The 19,896-nt window shown below is 67.7% G+C and carries 22 protein-coding genes and 1 tRNA gene; 4 read left to right on the top strand and 19 right to left on the bottom strand.

Going from position 1 to position 19,896, the window contains the following annotated elements; all coding sequences use genetic code 11:
* Window position 1: 1 nt before the first annotated feature.
* The 16 genes from DIE21_RS06315 to hemN all read right to left on the bottom strand — a co-directional run bounded on the left by DIE21_RS06315 (window position 2) and on the right by hemN (window position 14,763).
* A complete protein-coding gene (locus tag DIE21_RS06315; RefSeq protein ID WP_124496876.1) occupies window positions 2–682 on the bottom strand; it encodes an urease accessory protein UreF in 681 nt (226 codons plus the stop codon).
* Window positions 669–1,271 carry an urease accessory protein UreE gene (ureE, locus tag DIE21_RS06310; protein WP_124496875.1) on the bottom strand — a complete coding sequence of 201 codons (603 nt, stop codon included), beginning with the start codon at window positions 1,269–1,271 and terminating at the stop codon, window positions 669–671. The genes DIE21_RS06315 and ureE overlap by 14 nt, the downstream gene beginning before the upstream one ends.
* Before the next feature lie 17 nt (window positions 1,272–1,288).
* Window positions 1,289–2,995 carry an urease subunit alpha gene (gene ureC / locus DIE21_RS06305; protein WP_124496874.1) on the bottom strand — a complete coding sequence of 569 codons (1,707 nt, stop codon included), beginning with the start codon at window positions 2,993–2,995 and terminating at the stop codon, window positions 1,289–1,291.
* Window positions 2,996–3,024: 29 nt separating this feature from the next.
* Window positions 3,025–3,330 (bottom strand): urease subunit beta, encoded by a 306-nt coding sequence (locus DIE21_RS06300; protein ID WP_044846264.1) that lies wholly within the window; start codon window positions 3,328–3,330, stop codon window positions 3,025–3,027.
* 14 nt (window positions 3,331–3,344) lie between these two features.
* On the bottom strand, window positions 3,345–3,647 hold the full coding sequence (gene ureA, locus DIE21_RS06295; RefSeq protein WP_006406310.1) for an urease subunit gamma: 303 nt from the start codon (window positions 3,645–3,647) through the stop codon (window positions 3,345–3,347).
* A gap of 239 nt (window positions 3,648–3,886) precedes the next feature.
* Window positions 3,887–4,762, bottom strand: a complete 876-nt coding sequence (locus DIE21_RS06290) for an urease accessory protein UreD (protein ID WP_124496873.1) — start codon at window positions 4,760–4,762, stop codon at window positions 3,887–3,889.
* A gap of 234 nt (window positions 4,763–4,996) precedes the next feature.
* A complete protein-coding gene (locus DIE21_RS06285; protein ID WP_260432325.1) occupies window positions 4,997–5,326 on the bottom strand; it encodes a hypothetical protein in 330 nt (109 codons plus the stop codon).
* A gap of 444 nt (window positions 5,327–5,770) precedes the next feature.
* A complete protein-coding gene (urtE, locus tag DIE21_RS06280; RefSeq protein WP_124496872.1) occupies window positions 5,771–6,463 on the bottom strand; it encodes an urea ABC transporter ATP-binding subunit UrtE in 693 nt (230 codons plus the stop codon).
* A gap of 4 nt (window positions 6,464–6,467) precedes the next feature.
* The gene (gene urtD, locus DIE21_RS06275) at window positions 6,468–7,325 is read right to left on the bottom strand and encodes an urea ABC transporter ATP-binding protein UrtD (protein WP_124496871.1); all 858 of its coding nucleotides are present in this window, start codon (window positions 7,323–7,325) and stop codon (window positions 6,468–6,470) included.
* Entirely contained in the window at window positions 7,322–8,509 is a 1,188-nt protein-coding gene (gene urtC / locus DIE21_RS06270) for an urea ABC transporter permease subunit UrtC (protein ID WP_124496870.1), read from the bottom strand. The genes urtD and urtC overlap by 4 nt, the downstream gene beginning before the upstream one ends.
* Window position 8,510: 1 nt before the next feature.
* Entirely contained in the window at window positions 8,511–10,130 is a 1,620-nt protein-coding gene (gene urtB / locus DIE21_RS06265) for an urea ABC transporter permease subunit UrtB (protein WP_124496869.1), read from the bottom strand.
* Between the two features lie 141 nt (window positions 10,131–10,271).
* Entirely contained in the window at window positions 10,272–11,579 is a 1,308-nt protein-coding gene (gene urtA, locus DIE21_RS06260; protein ID WP_124496868.1) for an urea ABC transporter substrate-binding protein, read from the bottom strand.
* A 363-nt stretch (window positions 11,580–11,942) separates the two neighbouring features.
* A complete protein-coding gene (locus DIE21_RS06255) occupies window positions 11,943–12,266 on the bottom strand; it encodes a rhodanese-like domain-containing protein (protein ID WP_124496867.1) in 324 nt (107 codons plus the stop codon).
* Between the two features lie 14 nt (window positions 12,267–12,280).
* Complete coding sequence (locus DIE21_RS06250) at window positions 12,281–12,937, bottom strand: protein-L-isoaspartate O-methyltransferase (RefSeq protein WP_124496866.1); 657 nt, start codon at window positions 12,935–12,937, stop codon at window positions 12,281–12,283.
* A gap of 104 nt (window positions 12,938–13,041) precedes the next feature.
* Window positions 13,042–13,299: a hypothetical protein gene (locus DIE21_RS06245; protein ID WP_124496865.1), complete on the bottom strand. Its 258-nt coding sequence runs from the start codon at window positions 13,297–13,299 to the stop codon at window positions 13,042–13,044.
* Between the two features lie 72 nt (window positions 13,300–13,371).
* Window positions 13,372–14,763, bottom strand: a complete 1,392-nt coding sequence (gene hemN / locus DIE21_RS06240) for an oxygen-independent coproporphyrinogen III oxidase (protein ID WP_124496864.1) — start codon at window positions 14,761–14,763, stop codon at window positions 13,372–13,374.
* A 173-nt stretch (window positions 14,764–14,936) separates the two neighbouring features.
* On the opposite strand from hemN, the gene DIE21_RS06235 reads away from it, so the two are divergent.
* From DIE21_RS06235 to DIE21_RS06225, 3 genes are all read left to right on the top strand, one after another.
* Window positions 14,937–15,254, top strand: coding sequence for a YkgJ family cysteine cluster protein (locus tag DIE21_RS06235; RefSeq protein WP_124496968.1), 318 nt, complete (start codon window positions 14,937–14,939; stop codon window positions 15,252–15,254).
* Window positions 15,255–15,389: 135 nt separating this feature from the next.
* On the top strand, window positions 15,390–15,971 hold the full coding sequence (locus tag DIE21_RS06230; protein ID WP_124496863.1) for a DUF1439 domain-containing protein: 582 nt from the start codon (window positions 15,390–15,392) through the stop codon (window positions 15,969–15,971).
* A 75-nt stretch (window positions 15,972–16,046) separates the two neighbouring features.
* A complete protein-coding gene (locus tag DIE21_RS06225; RefSeq protein WP_124496862.1) occupies window positions 16,047–16,877 on the top strand; it encodes an undecaprenyl-diphosphate phosphatase in 831 nt (276 codons plus the stop codon).
* A gap of 118 nt (window positions 16,878–16,995) precedes the next feature.
* On the opposite strand, the gene trmB is transcribed toward DIE21_RS06225, so the two are convergent.
* Together trmB and DIE21_RS06215 are read right to left on the bottom strand one after the other, a co-directional pair.
* Window positions 16,996–17,763 carry a tRNA (guanosine(46)-N7)-methyltransferase TrmB gene (trmB, locus tag DIE21_RS06220; RefSeq protein ID WP_124496861.1) on the bottom strand — a complete coding sequence of 256 codons (768 nt, stop codon included), beginning with the start codon at window positions 17,761–17,763 and terminating at the stop codon, window positions 16,996–16,998.
* A gap of 132 nt (window positions 17,764–17,895) precedes the next feature.
* Window positions 17,896–17,970, bottom strand: a tRNA-Gly gene (locus tag DIE21_RS06215).
* Window positions 17,971–18,259: 289 nt separating this feature from the next.
* Between DIE21_RS06215 and DIE21_RS06210 the strand changes: the two genes are divergently transcribed.
* A complete protein-coding gene (locus tag DIE21_RS06210) occupies window positions 18,260–18,604 on the top strand; it encodes a cupin domain-containing protein (protein ID WP_027788152.1) in 345 nt (114 codons plus the stop codon).
* 63 nt (window positions 18,605–18,667) lie between these two features.
* On the opposite strand, the gene DIE21_RS06205 is transcribed toward DIE21_RS06210, so the two are convergent.
* On the bottom strand, window positions 18,668–19,765 hold the full coding sequence (locus tag DIE21_RS06205; protein WP_124496860.1) for a GlxA family transcriptional regulator: 1,098 nt from the start codon (window positions 19,763–19,765) through the stop codon (window positions 18,668–18,670).
* Between the last annotated feature and the right edge of the window lie 131 nt (window positions 19,766–19,896).

The following is a 19,896-nucleotide window of genomic DNA, read 5'->3' as shown; positions in this document are numbered from 1 at the left end:
TTCAGGAGCGGAACAACCGCGAATACTGGGTTTCGTGCCGCGCGGACAGGATGCCGAGCTGCGGCGCGAACGTGTTGACGGCGTCGGGCGGCGTCGCGAGCGCGCGGCGCACGGCCGCGTCGATCGCGCCGCGCAGCGCGACGATGATGCGTTGCCCGGCAAGCTGGCCGAGCGGCACCGCTTTCAGCGCGGCCGACGTCTGGTTCTCGACCCAGCCGAATGCGTACGCGGCGAGCACGGCGTCGGCGCTCGCGTCGTGTGCGGCGGCGGCATAGGCGAACGCGGTCGGCAGCGCGATCGGCGACAGCGACGCGAGCGTCGTGCGGCGCGCGGCATCGCCCCATTCGAGCGACGCGCAGAGTTGCGCGAGCGACCAGCCCATCTGCTCGGTCTCGCGGCGCAGTTCCGCCGATTCGCGGCTCGCGACGAACCACGCGTTTTCGGCGGCGAGGGCGTGCGCGTCATGGGCCTGCCAGCGTGCGAGCTGGTGCGCGAGGAACGGCAGCTCGCCGTGCGCGAGCACGTCGGTCAGCCCGCTCGCGATCCAGTCGCGCGCGGTGTCGGCGTCGCGGATCAGGCTCGCGTCGAGCGCGGCTTCGAGTCCCTGCGAATAGCTGAACGCGCCGATCGGCAGCGCGGGCGACGCGAGATGCAGCAGCGCGACGAGCTCAGTGATGGTCATGGCCGTGGTGGCCGTGCGTGCAGCCCGGACCATGCTGGTGATCGTGATCGTGATCGTGATCGTGCGAGTGGCCGTGGTGTTCGCCGAACACCTGCTGCGCGAGTGCGTAATCCTCGGCGAATGTCGCATCGTGTCCGTGCTTGTGGCCGCCGCCGTATGCACCGGCTTCCGGCTGGAACGGTGCGCTCGCCTCCTCGACCTGCGTGCCGAGCCGGCGCAGCATGTCCGCGAGCACCGGATCGGCTTCGAGTTTCAGGTAGCCGTCGCCGATCTCGACCGGCGTGTGACGGTTGCCGAGGTGATAGGCGGCGCGCATCAGCGTGAGCGGGTCGGCCGCGCGCACGAGCAGCACGGTCTCGGGCGCCGCGGCGATGCGCACGAGCGCGCCGTCGTCGGCGACCAGCACGTCGCCGTCGCGCAGCACGGTGCCGCGCGGCAGCAGGACCGCGACGTCCTCGCCGGTATCGAGCGTGGCCGCGAGGCGGCTCTTGCAGCGGGCGTCGTAGGCGAGCGTGAGCGTCGGCGCGCGCGCGACGAGCGACGCAGCGAGCTTCACGTTCGGGGCAATGCGTTTGTCGAGGGTGCGCATGGAGCGAAAGCCGGAAATCAGAACAGGAAATAGCGCTGCGCCATCGGCAGCACCGACGCCGGCTCGCACGTGAGCAACTGGCCGTCGGCGATCACGTCGTAGGTTTCGGGGTCGACGCTGATCGACGGGCGCCACGCGTTGTGGATCATGTCGGCCTTCGTCACGTTGCGGCAGTTGCGCACCGGCACGATGCGCTTCGCGAGACCGTAGCGTTCGGCGATGCCCGCATCGGCGGCCATCTGCGACACGAAGGTCAGCGACGTGCGCGCGAGCGCGCCGCCGCGCGTGGCGAACATCTCGCGGTAGTGGACCGGCTGCGGCGTCGGGATCGACGCGTTCGGGTCGCCCATCTGCGCCATCGCGATCATCCCGCCCTTCAGGATCATCGACGGCTTGATCCCGAAGAACGCCGGTTCCCACAGCACGAGGTCGGCCCACTTGCCGGGTTCGATCGAGCCGACTTCGTGCGCGATCCCGTGCGTGATCGCCGGGTTGATCGTGTACTTCGCGACGTAGCGTTTCGCGCGGAAGTTGTCGTTGCGGGCGCCGTCTTCCGGCAGCGCGCCGCGCTGCACCTTCATCTTGTGCGCGGTCTGCCAGGTGCGGATGATCACTTCGCCGACGCGGCCCATCGCCTGCGAGTCGGACGACAGCATCGACAGCGCGCCGAGGTCGTGCAGGATATCCTCGGCCGCGATCGTCTCGCGGCGGATCCGCGATTCCGCGAACGCGAGATCCTCGGCGATCGACGGATCGAGGTGGTGGCACACCATCAGCATGTCGAGATGCTCGTCGAGCGTGTTGATCGTGTACGGGCGCGTCGGGTTGGTCGACGACGGCAGCACGTTCGCCTCGCCGCACACCTTCAGGATGTCGGGCGCATGGCCGCCGCCCGCGCCTTCGGTGTGGTACGTATGGATCGTGCGGCCCTTGAACGCGGCGACCGTCGATTCGACGAAGCCGCCTTCGTTCAGCGTATCGGTGTGGATCGCGACCTGGGTGTCGGTGTCGTCGGCGACCGACAGGCAGTTGTCGATCGCGGCGGGCGTCGTGCCCCAGTCTTCATGCAGCTTCAGGCCGATCGCGCCGGCCGCGATCTGCTCGACGAGCGGCTGCGGCAGGCTCGCGTTGCCCTTGCCGAGGAAGCCGAGGTTGATCGGCCAGCCGTCGGCCGCCTGCAGCATCCGCTCCATGTGCCACGGGCCCGGCGTGCAGGTGGTCGCATTGGTGCCGGTGGCCGGGCCGGTGCCGCCGCCGAGCATCGTCGTGACGCCCGACGCGAGCGCCTCGTCGATCTGCTGCGGGCTGATGAAGTGGATGTGCGTGTCGATGCCGCCGGCCGTCACGATCAACCCTTCGCCGGCGATCACTTCGGTCGCGGCGCCGATCGCGATCGTCACGCCGGGCTGGATGTCCGGGTTGCCGGCCTTGCCGATCGCGGCGATGCGGCCGTGCTTGATCGCGATGTCGGCCTTCACGATGCCCCAGTGGTCGAGGATCACCGCGTTCGTGATGACCGTGTCGGGCACGTCGGCGGCCACGCGCTGCGACTGGCCCATCCCGTCGCGGATCACCTTCCCGCCGCCGAATTTCACTTCCTCGCCGTAGGTCGTGTAGTCGCGTTCGATCTCGATCAGCAGTTCGGTATCGGCGAGCCTCACGCGGTCGCCCGTCGTCGGCCCGAACATTTCCGCGTACGCGCGGCGGCTCAAGCGTAGTGTCATGTTGCTGTTCCTGAAGAGCGGGGCGCGGCTTACAGCGGCCCCATCACCTTGCCCTGAAAACCGTAGACGGCGCGTTCGCCGGCCAGCTCGACCAACTCGACGGTGCGCGTCTGGCCCGGCTCGAAGCGCACGGCCGTGCCGGCCGCGATGTTGAGCCGGAAGCCGCGCGCGGCCGCGCGGTCGAACGACAGCGCGTCGTTGACTTCGAAGAAGTGGTAGTGCGAGCCGACCTGCACCGGGCGGTCGCCGGTGTTCGCGACGACGAGCGAGATCGTCGCGCGGCCCGCGTTCAGTTCGTGCTCGCCGTCGTCGGTGAGGATTTCGCCGGGAATCATGCGGGTGGCCTCGGTCACGGAATCGGGTGGTGGACGGTGACGAGCTTGGTGCCGTCGGGGAAGGTCGCCTCGACCTGGATGTCGGGGATCATCTCCGGCACGCCGTCCATCACGTCGTCGCGCGTGAGCAGCGTCGTGCCGTAGTGCATCACCTCGGCGACGGTCTTGCCGTCGCGCGCGGCTTCCATCAGCGCGGCGGTGATGAACGCGACCGCTTCCGGATAGTTGAGCTTCAGCCCGCGCGCGCGGCGACGCTCGGCCAGCAGCGCCGCCGTGAAGATCAGCAGCTTGTCCTTCTCTCGGGGAGTCAGTTTCATGAAGGCAGTCGTTCAGGAAAACGTAATTTTTATCGATGCGCAGCGGTTCCGGCGACGGCGCGGTTCATCGTAGCACCGTGCCGATTTGCGCGCGTCGTGTATCCGTTATGTAAGCAGCAAGGGGCGTGCCATGCCGCTGGAACGCGCGGCGATGCGCGTTCGTGGTGCGCGATGCATGGATCGCGGGCACCGCGGGCGGCGCTGCTGCGCCGAAACGGTGCGTGCGGGGCCTGGCGCCTTCAGGTTTGCCAGAGGCGCAGCGGCCGTGCATCGACGCCGTGCACGAGCGGCCGCAGGTATAGCCAGCAGTCGGTGAAGTGACGCTGCAGCGCTTCCATCGACGTCGACAGCGCGCGCACCAGCACGACGCCGGGCGTCACGCAGGTCGCGCCCGCGCGCAGCGTGTCGTCGAACGGCATCCGCGCGGCGAGCGCTTCGGCGAGTGCCGCGTCGCACGCGGCGCCGGCCGCCCACAGCGTGCCGTATGCGGGAAAGCCGGCGAGACCCTGCAGCGCGCCGCGCAGCGGATCGTGCGCGTCGAGCAGCGCGCGCTCGGTCCACAGCGGCCGGCCGTCGGCATCGACGAGTGCCGAACCCGACGCGATGCGGCCTGCCGACCACGTCTCGCCGGCCGCCTGCCGGCCGAGCTGCGTCGCGTCCCAGCCGATCGCGCTCGCGCCGGCGCCGAGCGTCACGGTGAAGTCGAGCGCGGCGTGGGCCGCGTCGAAGAACAGGTTGTTCTGCGGCAGCCAGTCGAGCTTCGCGTGCGCGCCGACCGTGATGTCGATGCGTTGTGTCGCGTCGAGGCCGTTCGACTTGTACCACTTGGTCGCGCCGGGCGTCGTCAGCACCGCGTGCGTGCCGTCGCCGAGCGCGATGTCGATGTCGAGCCGGTCGCCGCCCGCGACGCCGCCCGGCGGGTGAACGATGACCGCGTGGCAGATCGCGTCGCCTTCCGGATACAGCGGCCGCTGCACGCGCAGCGGGCCATCGTGCAGCCGATGGACGAGCGTCGTGCGCGCGCCGTGCCGTTCGAAGCCGAGTTCGAGGCGGCCGCGCCACGATTTGGCGACGGCGGGGCGGGACAGCGGGGCGTGGGAGTCGGGGGCGGACATCGGCGGAAAGGGCGCGGAAAACGTGGATGCTACTGGAACAATAATGCAGATGCCGTCTGCGTTGAAAGCGCCGGGTTCGGGCGAGCCGCGAATCCGCTGGGTCACCGGCCTGGGCGGTTCCTTCGACGGGGCTTGGAAGCGTTCGAGGCCCGCCAAATTGCGGTGCTGACCGCTAGCACGCGACGCGCACGCTGGACGGAGCGGCGCGAAAACGGCGCCACGTGGCTGACGCCCTTACTCCGGGCTCCGTGGCGTGGTGTCGGTCACCGCGTCAGCTGGCGCATGTTCCTTGTCCTGCCTGGCGAAGTTCTCGCGGAGCGCCGACTCCTGCTGTGCGAACACCTCCGGTTTTTTCTTCTTGAGATTCTCGAGGTTGATGAGCTTCCCTCTCAGGGCCGGCAACTCGCGCAGATGCGCGTATGGCATCAAGGACCAGTCGGGCTCGGCCCGGACCAGCGATATGAGGAATTGACGATGGTTCTCCGTGAGCGAGGCCGGCAGTTCCCGATGGAGCCGCTTTTGCGTTTCTTCGAGCGTTGCCAGGTCGATGGGGTCGGCTGTCATGCCGACGAAATCGGCGTATCTGCAATTTTTTAACGCTATTGCGCCGAATCGCGCCGCACCTTGAGTCACCCGCCCAGGACACGGGCTCACGTGCGCCTGGCGGGATGGCGGTGTATCGGGATGACAGGACCCATTGCGGGGGCAACGCGTTGACTGTGTGCGAGAAATAGCGACTTTATTTGATAATTTGCGAATAATTAACGCATGGATCGTGACGGTCGGAAGCGACCTGGACGCCGGCAACGGGAGCGCACGGTCTGTCGCAGTGCCAACTCCGCGTCGCCTCTTGTCATGGGGGGAGGAAGCGCGCCGGAATATCACACCGTGCGTGCGAACGACCTGCGCCGGCGGCAAAGTAGTCGCATTCGGCTGGCCTCAACCCCCGAACCATCCCTGCCGCAGGCGCGCAGGTCATTCGCGGCAATTTGGCCATTCAGGCGCACGTCACACCGCGATCAGTTCCCGCACGCCGTTCGCCTCCATGTCCCGCGCGTCGCCGCCCGCGACGATCTCGCCGCGGCTCATCACCCAGTACTGGTCCGCGATCGAGCGCGCGAAGTCGAAATACTGCTCGACGAGCAGCACGGTCATCTTCGATTCGTCGACGAGCTGGCGCAGCGTGCGGCCGATGTCCTGGATGATCGACGGCTGGATGCCTTCGGTCGGCTCGTCGAGGATCAGCAGCTGCGGCTCGCTCATCAGCGCACGGCCGATCGCGAGCTGCTGCTGCTGGCCGCCCGACAGGTCGCCGCCGCGCCGTGCGCGCATGTCCTTCAGCACCGGGAACAGATCGTAGATGCGGTCGGGCACCTTCGACGGCGCCTTGCGGCTCGCCGCGCCGACGAGCAGGTTTTCCTCGACGGTGAGCCGCGGAAAGATGTCGCGGCCCTGCGGCACGTATGCCAGCCCGGCCGCGACGCGCGCATACGGCGGCAGCGCGCCGAGCGCCGTGCCGCGCCACGACACGCTGCCGCTCTTCGCGGCGACGACGCCCATCAGGCAGCGCAGCAGCGTGCTCTTGCCGACGCCGTTGCGGCCGAGCAGCACGGTGAGCTTGCCGTCGTCGGCGGTCAGGTTCACGTTGCGCAGGATATGGCTGCCGCCGTAGTACTGGTTCAATGCATCGATCTTCAGCATCGCATCATCGTCCGAGGTAAGACTCGATCACCGCATCGTCGCGCTTGACCTGGTCGAGCGTGCCTTGCGCGAGCACCGCGCCTTCGGCCATCACCGTCACGCGGCCCGTGTCGCCCGCGAGCGCCGCGACGAACTCCATGTCGTGCTCGACGACCATCATCGAGCAGGTGCCGCGCAGCGTGTTCAGCAGCGCGGCGAGTTCCATCGTCTCGTGGTCGGTCATCCCGGCCGCCGGCTCGTCGAGCAGCAGGAGAGCAGGGCGCTGCATCAGCAGCATGCCGATCTCGAGCCGCTGCTTCTGTCCGTGCGACAACTCGCCCGCCGCACGATACGCGTCGCTTTCGAGGCCGATCAGCGCGAGCGTCTCCTCGATCCTCGCCTGCGCGGTGCGGTCGAGCCGCGCGCGCAGCGACGCGAGCCAGCCCTTGTCGGTCTGCATCGCCAGTTCGAGGTTTTCCCATACCGGGTGCTGTTCGAACACGGTCGGCTTCTGGAACTTGCGGCCGATGCCCGCGCGCGCGATCTCGGGCTCGTTCATCCGCGCGAGGTCGATGGTCTGGCCGAGAAACACCTTGCCCGCATCGGGACGCGTCTTGCCGGTGACCACGTCCATCATCGTCGTCTTGCCCGCGCCGTTCGGGCCGATCACGCAGCGCAGCTCGCCCGCGTCGATCGTGAGCGACAGCTTCTTCAGCGCGCGAAAACCGTCGAAGCTCACCTCGATATCCTCGAGATAGAGGATCGTGCCGTGCGAGGTGTCGATGCCGGGCGGCACCACGCGGCCCATCGATGCGGTGCCGCTGACGGCCAGCAGCTCGTCTTCGGGCGGCGGCGTGAACTGGTAGAGGGCCGTGCCGTTCATCCGCGTTTCCCCTTCGCGAGCAGTGTTTCGACGAGGCCCATGATGCCGCGCGGCAGCAAGAGCGGCACGAGCACGAAGATCAGGCCGAGAAAGAACAGCCAGTATTCGGCGAAGTACGCGGTAAAGAGACTCTTCGCGCCGTTCACCGCGAATGCGCCGACGATCGGCCCGATCAGCGTGCCGCGCCCGCCCACCGCGACCCAGATCGCCATTTCGATCGAGTTGCCGGGCGACATCTCGCCGGGATTGATGATGCCGACCTGCGGCACGTACAGCGCGCCGGCGATCCCGCACAGCACGGCCGACAGCGTCCACACGAACAGCTTGTACGCGAGCGGGCTGTAGCCGAGGAACATCAGCCGCGTCTCGCCGTCGCGCACCGCGGTGACCACGCGCCCGAGCTTGCTGGTGACGATCGCGCGCGCGGCGATGAACGCGAGCACGAGCGTCGCGAAGGTCAGCAGCAACAGCACCGTGCGCGTGCCGGGCGACGTGATCGGAAACCCGGCGATGCGCTTGAAGTCGGTGAAGCCGTTGTTGCCGCCGAAGCCCGTCTCGTTGCGAAAGAACAGCAGCATCGCGGCGAACGTCAGCGCCTGCGTGATGATCGACAGGTACACGCCCTTCACGCGCGAGCGGAACGTGAAGAAGCCGAACACCCACGCGAGCACGGCCGGCACGAGCACGACGAGCAGCAGCGCCCACGCGAGATGCTGCGTGCCGCTCCAGTACCACGGAAGCTGATGCCAGTCGAGGAACACCATGAAGTCGGGCAGGTCGCTGCCGTACTTGCCGTCGCGGCCGATCTCGCGCATCAGGTACATGCCGATCGCATAGCCGCCGAGCGCGAAGAACAGCCCGTGGCCGAGGCTGAGGATGCCGCAGTAACCCCACACGAGATCGAGCGCGAGCGCGGCGATCGCGTAGCACATCAGCTTGCCGGCGAGCGTCATCGCATACGCGGACAGATGGAACGCGCTCGCCTCCGGCGCGACCAGCGCGGCGAGCGGCACGCCGATGCCGATCGCGAGGCACAGCGCGACGAGCGCGAGCCATGCGCGGCGCGACAGCAGCGCGGGGCGCGGCGGCAGGCCGAGTGCGAAGCCGCCTTCCGCGCGTGCGGCGGCGGAAGGCTTCGGCGTGCCGGCGACCGGGTTCGACAACGAATCGGTGAATGAAGTCATGTCAGGCCTCCGCGCTGCGTCCCTTCGGGGCGAACATGCCCTGCGGGCGTTTCTGGATGAACAGCACGATCATCACGAGCACCGCGATCTTCGCGAGCACGGCGCCCCAGAACGGCTCGATCGCCTTGCTGACGAGGCCGAGCCCGAAGCCGCCGAGCACGGTGCCGGCGATCTGGCCGACGCCGCCGAGCACCACCGCCATGAACGAATCGATGATGTAGTTCTGCCCGAGGTCGGGGCCCACGTTGCCGATCTGCGACAGCGCGCAGCCGCCGAGGCCCGCGATGCCCGCGCCGAACGCGAACGCATACGCGTCGACGCGCGCGGTCTTCACGCCGACACACGCGGCCATCCGGCGGTTCTGCGTGACCGCGCGCACGAACAGGCCGAGCCGCGTCTTCGTCAGCACGCCCCAGGCGACGAACACGACCGCGAGCGCGAACGCGAGAATCGCGAGCCGGTTGTACGGCAGGATCAGGTTCTGCATCACGGTCACGCCGCCGCTCATCCACGACGGGTTCACGACCTGCACGTTCTGCGCGCCGAACAGCATGCGCGTTGCCTGGATCAGGATCAGGCTCACGCCGAAGGTCGCGAGCAGCGTTTCGAGCGGGCGGCCGTACAGGTGCCGCAGCACGAGCCGTTCGAGCACGATGCCGACCAGCGCGGCCGCCGCGAACGATACGGGCACCGCGACGAGCGGATACCAGTCGAACGCGGCCGGCGCGTAGCGCTGGATCAGCGTCTGCACGACATAGGTTGCATACGCACCGATCATCAGGAATTCGCCGTGCGCCATGTTGATCACGCCGATCAGCCCGTACGTGATCGCGAGGCCAAGCGCCGCGAGCAGCAGCACGCTGCCGAGCGACAGACCCGCGAACACGGTGCCGGCGATCTCGCCGCGGCGCTGCAGCGCGTGCAATGCATCGAGCCCTTGCTGCGCGGCTTCGCGCACGCGCGCGTCGGGTTCCATGTAGCTGCCGTCCGCGTTCTTCGCGACGAGCGGGCGCAACTGCTCGATCATGTCGAGATCGCGGCGCGCGGCCACCACCTGCACGGCATCGAGACGCTTCGCCGGATCGGCATCGTGCAGCGCGGCGATCGCCCACAGGGCGTCGAGGCGGCGCTTCAATGCCGGGTCGGTTTCCTTCGCGCGTGCGCGGTCGATCATCGGCTTGAGCGCCGGGTCGGGCGACTTCAGCAGCGCGTCGATCGCGTCGCGACGCGCGGCGACATCGGGCGATGCGAGCGCGAAACCCGACAGCGCGCCGGCGATCTTCGTGCGCAGCAGGTTGTTCAGCATCACGGGCTGCGCATCGCCGGCCGGCGTCGTGGCCTGCGTCAGTGCGTCGTGCGCGGTGTCGCCGGCCTGGATCAGCAGGCGGCCGTCGCCGGTCGCGAGCGCGTCGCCGGTCGACAGCGCATTGAGCAGTGCGACGGCGCGCAGATCGGCATCGGCGGCGAGCCGTTCGATCGCGGCCGTTTTCGCGTCGAAGTCGTCGCCGGCGAGCGCGGCGGTATCGGCGGCCGTCAGGGCGAACGCGGCGCGCGGCAGCGCGCACGCCAGCGCGGCACAGGCGACGACCGCGACGGCGGCGCGGCGAAAGCGTGTAGGCATCGGGAGATCCTGTCGGGCGTGGGAACGCGAATGCGTGCGGCGGCGCGCGGGCGAGTGCGGTTCGTCACCGCACTCGCGGCGGCCTGCCTGCAGCTGCGTGCGAGCGGCGCGCCACGCCGGTGCGCGGCGCGCCGCATCGCATCAGACGAGCGCCGCGCGCTGCCGGCGCAGGAACGCCGGAATCGAGCTGACGATGTCCGGCTTGCCCTGGTTGCCCGCGATGAACGGGCTCCACGGCTGCGCACGTACCGCGGTCTTGGTCTTCCACACGACGTTGAATTGCCCGTCGCCGCGGATCTCGCCGATCATCACCGGCTTGTGCAGGTGATGGTTGCCGTCCATCGCGAGCGTGAAGCCCGACGGTGCGGCAACCGTCTGGCCGATCATCGCGACGCGCACCTTGTCGACGTCGGTGCTCTTCGCCTTCTCGACGGCCTGCTTCCACATGTGGATGCCCACATAGGTCGCCTCCATCGGGTCGTTGGTCACGCGCTTCGCGCCGCCCGGCAGGCTGTTCGCCTTCACCCATGCGGCGAACTGGTCCTTGAACTTCGTGTTGGTCGGGTTCTTCACCGACATGAAGTAGTTCCACGCGGCCAGATGGCCGACGAGCGGCTTCGTGTCGATCCCGCGCAGTTCTTCCTCGCCGACCGAGAACGCGACCACCGGTACGTCGGTCGCCTTGATCCCCTGGTTGCCGAGCTCCTTGTAGAACGGCACGTTCGAATCGCCGTTGATCGTCGAGATCACGGTCGTCTTGCCGCCCTGCGCGAAGTTCTTGATGTTCGCGACGATCGTCTGGTAATCGCTGTGGCCGAACGGCGTGTAGACCTCCTGAATGTCGGCGTCCTTCACGCCCTTCGATTTCAGGAACGCGCGCAGGATCTTGTTGGTCGTGCGCGGGTACACATAGTCGGTGCCGAGCAGGAAGAAGCGCTTCGCGCCGCCGCCTTCGGCGCCCATCAGGTACTCGACGGCCGGGATCGCCTGCTGGTTCGGCGCGGCACCCGTGTAGAACACGTTGCGCGACATTTCCTCGCCTTCGTACTGCACCGGGTAGTAGAGCAGGCCGTTCAGTTCCTCGAACACCGGCAGCACCGACTTGCGCGACACCGACGTCCAGCAGCCGAACACGCACGCGACCTTGTCCTGCGTGAGCAATTGGCGCGCCTTCTCCGCGAACAGCGGCCAGTTCGAGGCGGGATCGACGACCACCGGCTCGAGCTTGCGGCCCATCACGCCGCCGTTCTTGTTGATCTCGGCGATCGTCATCAGCGCCGTGTCCTTCAACGACGTTTCGGAGATCGCCATCGTGCCCGACAGCGAATGCAGGATGCCGACCTTGATCGGGCCGGTGCCCGCATCGGCCGCGTGCGCGAACGGACTCTTGCCCGCCAGCGCGAGTGCACCGGCCATCGAACCGAACTTCAGCAGACTGCGACGTTTCATCGGGTTCCCCTTGACGTGTTGGATACGCGTGCGCCGTGGCGGCGCCGGCATCGGAGTAACGCAAGGCATGTGCCAGTCGCGCGAATGCACGCCGGGCGTGCCTGTGCGGGAGGGCGCGGGGCGTCGGTGCGGTGCGGATGACACGTCGTGCAGCATGCGCGACCCGTTGCGGTGCGCTCGTGCGGGCGCAAATGGTGCACGGTGCGCACGCTTGGGCATCGAAGCACGCGAAGGCAGGGGAAGCACGGGAGCGGAAACGGAAACGGGCGCGCAAAGCGCGCCCGTTCGGCGGACCGGCGCGACCGGCGGCAGCGTGCCGGTCGGCATGGCGGCGCGCGATGCGCCGCCGGGAAGATCAGTCGTTCAGTAACGCGGCACGGAAGGATCGACGTCACGCGACCACGCGTCGATCCCGCCCTGCAGGTTGTACAGCTTCGTGAAGCCGCGCGATTCGAGGAACATCGCGACCTGCGCGCTGCGCATTCCGTGATGGCACACGCAGACGATCTCGGCTTCGTCGTCGAGCTCCTCGCTGCGCGCGGGGATCTGCTGCATCGGGATCGACACGCTGCCGGCGATCTGCGCGGTCGAGATTTCCCACGGCTCGCGCACGTCGAGTACGACCGGCGCGGGACGGGCCGGATCGCGCAGCCATTGCGCGAGCATCGCGGGCGTCAGGATCTGCATGGAAGCTCCGCTGCTCAGAACTTGAAGCGCGACGGTTCCATCGCGTTGACGAGGTGATTGACGTAGGTTTCGAACACGTCGGCGACGCGGTACTGCTTGTCGTCGATGCGCGTGATGATCTGCGCCTTCATCACCGGGCGACCGCCGACGAACGCCGACAGGCGGCCGCCGATCTTCAGCTGTTCGAGCATTTCCTGCGGCACGACGGGCAGGCCGCCCGCGACGCAGATCACGTCGTACGGCGCCTTGTCCGGCCAGCCGCGCGAACCGTCGCCGAGCACGACTTCCGCATTGGTCACGCCGTCGTTGCGCAGGTTGTCTGCCGCGAACTTCGCGATGGCCGGATCGATGTCGACCGCCGTCACGTGTTGCGCGCGATGCGCGAACAGCGCGGCCAGATAGCCCGAACCCGCGCCGATCACGAGCACGTTCTCGTGCTTCTTGACCGCCAGTTCCTGCAGCACGCGCGCTTCGACACGCGGGAACAGCATCTTGCTGCTGCCGCCGGGCAGCGGCAGCTCGAGGTCGGCGAACGCGAGATCGCGATGTTCCGGCGACACGTAGTTTTCACGCTTGACGATCGACAGCAGGCCCAGGACGTCCAGGTCCAGCACGTCCCACGGCCGGATCTGTTGTTCGATCATGTTGAAACGCGCGTTTTCGATATTCATGGTGTGGTCACGCAGCCAGGTCGGCCATCAGCGGGGATAGAGAAACTTCGTGATTGTACCAAACGGGGCGGCGGCGAAGCCTTCAGACGGCCTGCAACAGACCTTTACCCCTTGCTCTTCTTGATCTGCGCCTCGAACGCGAGGTCGAGCTTGCTCGCCTTGCGCGGCTTTTTGGGGCCGAATTCGTCGACGAACCTGACGAATTCGTCGAGCGGCAGCGGTTCGCTGCGCTTCTCGGTGGTGCCGCTCGAGCGGTCGACCAGATAGAACAGGCCGCCCGCCATCGCGACGGCCGCGAACTGCGGGTTGCCGGAACGGGTCTTCAGGCGTTCGACCGCGTGGGTTGCTTTGGTGGTGCGCATCGTGCGGGTGCTTGCAGGGGCGTTGAGCCCCTTACTTTATCAAACCGGCCGCCCGCATGCGGCCGCGCGGCGTCAGACGGTGCGCGAATAGCGCTGGCGCGGTGTCCGGCCGAGGTAGGCGTCGAACGCCATCGCGATGTTGCGCACGACCATCCGGCCGGCCGGATGGATCGTCAGGCGGTCGCCTGCGACGGTCAGCAGCCCGTCCTGCTCGAACCCGCGCAGCGCGTCGAGCTCGCGCGCGAAGTGATCGGTGAAGCGGATCCCGTGCGCGGCCTCGATATGCGAGAACGGCAATTCGAGGTTGCACATCAGCTGCGTGATCACGTCGCGGCGCAGCCGGTCGTCGGCCGTGAGCCGCACGCCGCGCGCGATCGGCGGCCGGCCCGCGTCGAGCGCGGCGCCATAGGCCGGCAGGTCCTTCGCGTTCTGCGCGTAGACGTCGCCGACCTTGCCGATCGACGACACCCCGAAGCCGACGAGGTCCGTATCCGCGCGCGTGCTGTAGCCCTGGAAATTGCGCTGCAGCGTGCCGTTTCGCTGCGCGCGCACGAGTTCGTCGGACGGCCGCGCGAAGTGATCCATGCCGATGTACACGTAGCCTGCCGACGTCAGCATGTCGATCGCGAGGCCGAGCAGCGCGATGCGCGTTTCGGGTGACGGCAGCGTCGCGTCGTCGATCTGCCGCTGCATCTTGAACAGGTGCGGCATGTGCGCGTAGCCGAATACCGACAGCCGGTCAGGTGCGAGTTCGATGATCGTCTCGAGCGTGCGCGCGAACACGGCGACCGTCTGGTGCGGCAGCCCGTAGATCAGGTCGACGCTGACCGAATGGAAGCCCGTCGTGCGCGCGGCGGACAGCAGGTCGGCCGTCATCGCGAGCGGCTGGATCCGGTTGATCGCCTGCTGTACGACCGGATCGAAATCCTGCACGCCGAGGCTCAGCCGGTTGAAGCCGATGTTGCGCAGGTGGACGAGCGTCGCGGGCGTGACGGTGCGCGGATCGATCTCGATCGAGAACTCGGCGTCGGCGTCCGGCGCGAGCGCGAAATGCTCGCGGGTGGCTGCCATCAGTTCGGCCGTTTCGGCGTCGGACAGGAAGGTCGGCGTGCCGCCGCCCCAGTGCAACTGCGTGACCGGGCGCGCGGGATCGAACAGCGTGGCCTGCAGCGCCAGCTCGCGCTTCAGTTGCTCGAGATACGGGCGTGCGCGGCGATGGTTGTTGGTCGCGATCTTGTTGCATCCGCAATAGAAGCAGGCCGTGTTGCAGAACGGGATGTGGAAGTACAGCGACAGATCGCTCGACGACGCGCCGGGATCGCCCGCGGCGCGCACATAGTCGGCCGGGTCGAAATCGTCGCGGAACTGCAGTGCGGTCGGGTAGGACGTGTAGCGCGGCCCGTTCGCGCCGTACTTCGCGAGCAAATCGGGACGGAACAGTGTGTCTGCAGAACCGGAATTCATGATGGTCTCGCGCTTTTCAGATGCTTTCGAGTATATGAACGCGCGTTTCGGCTGCATTGTGTAATAACGTCGCAGCCGGCGGTGGCACAATGCGCGGTGGGCTGCCGCGCGCTGCGTCCGGTTGCCGCACCGTTTTTTTGGTTGTTTGTCGAGAGAGCCGAGTGTCCGTCGAAATGCCTGTCCGTCCGGCGTCCGCCGATGTCCCGCCGCCGCATGCATGCCGCGAGGCGTGCGGCGCGTGCTGCATCGCGCCGTCGATTTCCTCCCCGATTCCGGGGATGCCCGACGGCAAGCCGGCCGGCGTGCGCTGCGTGCAGCTCGGCGACGACCTGCGCTGCCGGATCTTCGGGCGGCCCGAGCGTCCCGCGTGCTGTTCCGGGCTGCAGCCGTCCGCCGAGATGTGCGGGGTGTCGCGCGACGACGCGCTCGCATGGCTGACGCGCCTCGAGATCGCGACGCAGCCGGCGCCCGGCGCCGCCTTGGCCCGCTGACACACTGCCGTGCAGCGGCTCGCGCACGGAACCGGCGGCGTGCGCGCGAGCACTAACTTCGGTCCACGCCCCACACGCGGCGGAGCCGATGGCCCGACGGCCGCTTCGCCCGATACAGGAAGGAGATTGTCCAGCATGACCGCATCTTGCACGCCCGGCCGGCGCCGTTTCCTCGCCGCCTGCGCCGGCGCCATCGGCGTGTCGGTATCGCTCGCCGCCTGCGCGTCGACGTTCCCGTTCATCCCCGATCACTACACGTTCTCGCGCGGCGACGTGCAGAAAGCCGTCGCGCGCAAGTTCCCGTATCAGAAGACGGTCGCGCAGGTCGTCGACGTGTCGCTCGCGAATCCGGCCGTCAACCTGCTGCCCGACCAGAACCGCGTCGCCGTGCAGCTCGACGCGCATTTCGCGAGTCCGTTCCTGCGCGAACCGGTGAGCGGCAAGTTCACCGTGTCGGGCCAGCTGGCTTACGATGCGCCGAGCCGCTCGGTCGTGCTGAAGGCGCCGGCCGTCGACAGCCTCGTGCTCGACGGCGACGCGCAGATGTACGCGCGGCAGGTCGGCGCGGCCGCCGGCCTGCTCGCGACGCAGGTGCTGACCAACTATCCGATCTACACGTTCAAGCCCGAGCAACTGCAATTTGCCGGAGTGAACTACGAACCCGGTACAATTACGATTCTTACAAACGGCATACGCGTGGCGATCGTCGAAAAGTGACGGCACGCGCGCGGCCGGGCGGGCCGCGGCGGTGACGCGGCCCTTTCTTTCGACTACTTCGGAGTTGGGCCACGGATGGACTGGATCCTGATCTGCAAGGCATTGATCCTCGGCGTCGTCGAGGGGCTGACGGAATTCCTCCCGGTGTCGAGCACCGGCCACCTGATCGTCGCGGGCAGCTTCCTGAATTTCAACGATGCGCACGCGAAGACCTTCGACGTCGTGATCCAGTTCGGCGCGATTCTCGCCGTCTGCTGGGAATACCGGCAGCGGATCGTGTCCGTCGTGTGCGGTCTGCCGAGCCGGCCCGACGCGCAGCGCTTCACGCTGAACGTCGTGATCGCGACGATTCCCGCGATCGCGCTCGGCCTGCTGTTCGAGAAGAAGATCAAGGCCGTGCTGTTCTCGCCGGTGCCCGTCGCGTTCGCGCTCGTCGTCGGCGGCGCGATCATCCTGTGGGCCGAGGCGCGGCAGCGCGAACGCGGCGAGCCGCCGCGCGTGCAGTCGGTCGACGCGCTCACGCCGCTCGACGCGCTGAAGGTCGGCATCGCGCAATGCTTCGCGCTGGTGCCGGGCATGTCGCGCTCGGGCTCGACGATCATCGGCGGGATGCTGTTCGGCCTCGACCGGCGCGTCGCGACCGAATTCTCGTTCTTCCTCGCGATTCCGATCATCTTCGGCGCGACGCTCTATGAAACCGTCAAGGACTGGCAGGCGTTCACCGTCGATTCGCTCGGCCTGTTCGCGCTCGGGCTGGTCGCCGCGTTCGTCAGCGCGTTCGTGTGCGTGCGCTGGCTGCTGCGCTTCGTCGCGACGCACGACTTCACCGTGTTCGCGTGGTACCGGATCGCGTTCGGCCTGTTCGTGCTGCTCGTCGGTTACAGCGGATGGCTGAACTGGGCGTGATGCCGGCGCGGAGGTGAGGGCGCTTCCAATGGAAAACGGCCCGATCGGCAGCAGATGCCGGTCGGGCCGTTCTTCATGGCGAGGCGCGCAGCGTGCGATGCGCTGTCGCAGCAGGGATTCAGCCTCCGCGCTTGCGGAACACCAGGTCCCACACGCCGTGGCCGAGCCGCAGCCCGCGCCGTTCGAACTTCGTGACGGGGCGGTAGTCGGGGCGCGGCGCGTAGTCGGCGGCCGTGTTTTCGAGCGTGGGTTCGGCGCCGAGCACTTCCAGCATCTGTTCCGCGTAGTTCTGCCAGTCGGTCGCGCAATGCAGGTACGCGCCCGGCTTCAGGCGCGACGCGAGGTGCGCGACGAGCGGCGGCTGGATCAGCCGGCGCTTGTGGTGGCGCGCCTTGTGCCACGGATCGGGGAAGAAGATGTGCACGCCGTCGAGGCTTTCCGGCGCGAGCATGTGCTCGAGCACTTCGACCGCGTCGTGCTGGATGATGCGGATGTTCGGCAGGTCCTGCTCGCCGATCAGCTTCAGCAGCGCGCCGACGCCCGGCTCGTGCACCTCGACGCCGAGGAAGTCGTCGCCCTGGCGGTGCGCGGCGATTTCCGCGGTCGACGCGCCCATCCCGAAGCCGATCTCCAGGATGCGGGGCGCGCGGCGGCCGAACACGGCGTCCCAGTCGGGAATGTCGGCTGCGTACGGGACGACGAAGCGCGGGCCGAGATCGTCGAGCGCGCGGCGCTGGCCGGTCGACACGCGGCCGGCGCGTGTCACGAAGCTGCGGATGCGGCGGCGGTGCAGCGGATTGACTTCGTCGGCGCCGTCGGCGGCTTCGTCGGGAAGGGCGGCGTCGTCCGGCGGCAGGCCGGCTTCGTTCGGATCGTCGTGCATCATCGGTGACAGAGAAAGGCTCGGTTCGGGCGCAGGCCCGTTACGCGTAGCGGTGCGCCGGATGAACGGGCACATGGTACAAAAAAGCCGCCTTCGACGAGGCGGCTCTTGCGCTGGCTGCCATGCAGCCGAAGGTGGAGCGGGCGATGGGAATCGAACCCACGTCATCAGCTTGGGAAGCTGAGGTAATGGCCATTATACGACGCCCGCAGAACGGATGATTCTACAGTGTTTCGCCGGGATGTTGCAAGCGATGCGTTTTGACCGCTTGCCGCCGTGTCAATGCGCCAGTGACGCGAGCAGGCCGACCGCGACATGATGCGGCACGCTCGCGCCAGGGTGGCAACGCGAGTCCGGCCGAACGGAACACGCCAGCGGCGCGCCGGCCCGCGAGCCGGTGTCGAAATTAGACGAGTCGGTGTCGGAAGCATACAAGCCGCGCCAACGCTTTCGAACTAACGTGACAGATCTCTTTTACGATCGTTAGTCTGGAGCCGACATGTCCGATTTCATCACCGTTCTGCGCGAAACCTGCCCGACCCCGGTCCTTGACGCGACCAAGTGGAAGCGCATCGGCGGCGATCCGCACACCGTGAACCTCAACGCTTACCTCTCCAAGGACGGCAGCAAGATCATGGGCACCTGGATCTGCACGCCCGGCAAGTTCGAGGTGAACTACGAGAAATGGGAGTACTGTCATTTCCTCGACGGCTACTGCATCATCACGCCGGAAGGCGAGGAGTCGGTGCACCTGAAAGCCGGCGATGTGTTCGTGATCGAACCCGGGATGAAAGGGACCTGGGAAGTGGTGGAGACGGTGCGCAAGTATTTCGTGTTCGCCTGACGCCCGCATGACGCGTCATGCCACCGGGATTTCAGCCGCAATGGCAACCCGGCGGATGCACGCTCAATAAAACTCGTTCCGGTTCGGAAACAACTCGCCGAGCGTGGTCGCACGCTCGGCCGGCTCCACCATCCCGCCGAGCGTGCCGGGTGCCTGACGCTCCCGATAGGCGCTCGGCGACATCCCGTACGCCCGCCGAAACTCGCGCCCGAGATGCGACGCATCGGCAAATCCGCAGGCCGCCGCGATTTCGGAAATGTTCTTGTCCAGGTGCATCAGCATCCACGCGGCCGTGCGAATCCGGATCGCCCGGTAGCAGGCGGCCGGCCCGCTGCCGGTGGCTTCCCTGAACAGCCGTTCCAGCTGTCTCGCCGATAGCTCCAGCCGCCGCGCAAGCTCGTCGATCGTGATCGAGTGGCTGATGTGTTGTTCCATCAGCAGGATCGCGCGCTTCACCTTCGGATGCGCGTTGGGCGCGACACCGGGCGGATGCGGTTGCGGCGCGCTGACTGTCTCGCGCCCGTCGACCAGCAGGATCCGCAGCGCCTTGTAGACGATCGACGGCTCGATGTGCCGCACCAGGATCGCGGCCGCGACGTCGATCGACGCGCGCCCGCCGGAGCAGGTCACGCGCCGGCCGTCCAGCACGTAGAGGCGATCGGACACCACGAGCTTCGCATCGACGGACGGAAACCGCTCGATGAAGTCCCAGTAGTGAAACCAGCTGATGCAGATCCGGTGGCCGGCCATCACGCCCGCACGCGCCAATGCGAACGCGCCCGTGCAGATGCCGACCAGCATCGCGCCTGCCGATGCGGCCGCGCGAATGAATTCCAGCGTGGCCGCGTCGAGTTCCGATCGGGCGTGCAGGAGCCCGCCCACGACGACCACGTAGTCGTATTCCTGGCGCGCATTCAACGACTCCCACGCCGGGATCTGGATCCCGCAACTCGCGCGAACGGGGGCGGCCATGTCGCCGAGGATCGTCCACGACAACCTGACCGGCCGGCTGTTATCGCCCTCGTCGGCCGCGAGCCGCAGCACGTCGATCATGCCCGAGAACGCCGTCAGCGTGAAATTCGGCAACAGGATGAAGCCGAACCGGATACGTGCCGGCGTGTCGGGTTCCGGCGGGCTTGCGACAGGCGTTGCATGAGTCATGATGACGCGCGGATCGTGCAACTGCTCGCGCAGATGCGAAACAAGGAACGCCGGCGCGATTCTCGGTGAATCGCGCCGGCCGGCCAACGTGGGCCGCAGACTCGGGCTGCGGGGCGGATCCGAGCCGCGAA

It is taken from the genome of Burkholderia sp. Bp9140 (genome assembly GCF_003853425.1).
Lineage (GTDB): Bacteria > Pseudomonadota > Gammaproteobacteria > Burkholderiales > Burkholderiaceae > Burkholderia.
The sequence above is the reverse complement of the archived record's forward strand: the minus strand, read 5'-3'. Positions and strand labels throughout refer to the sequence as shown.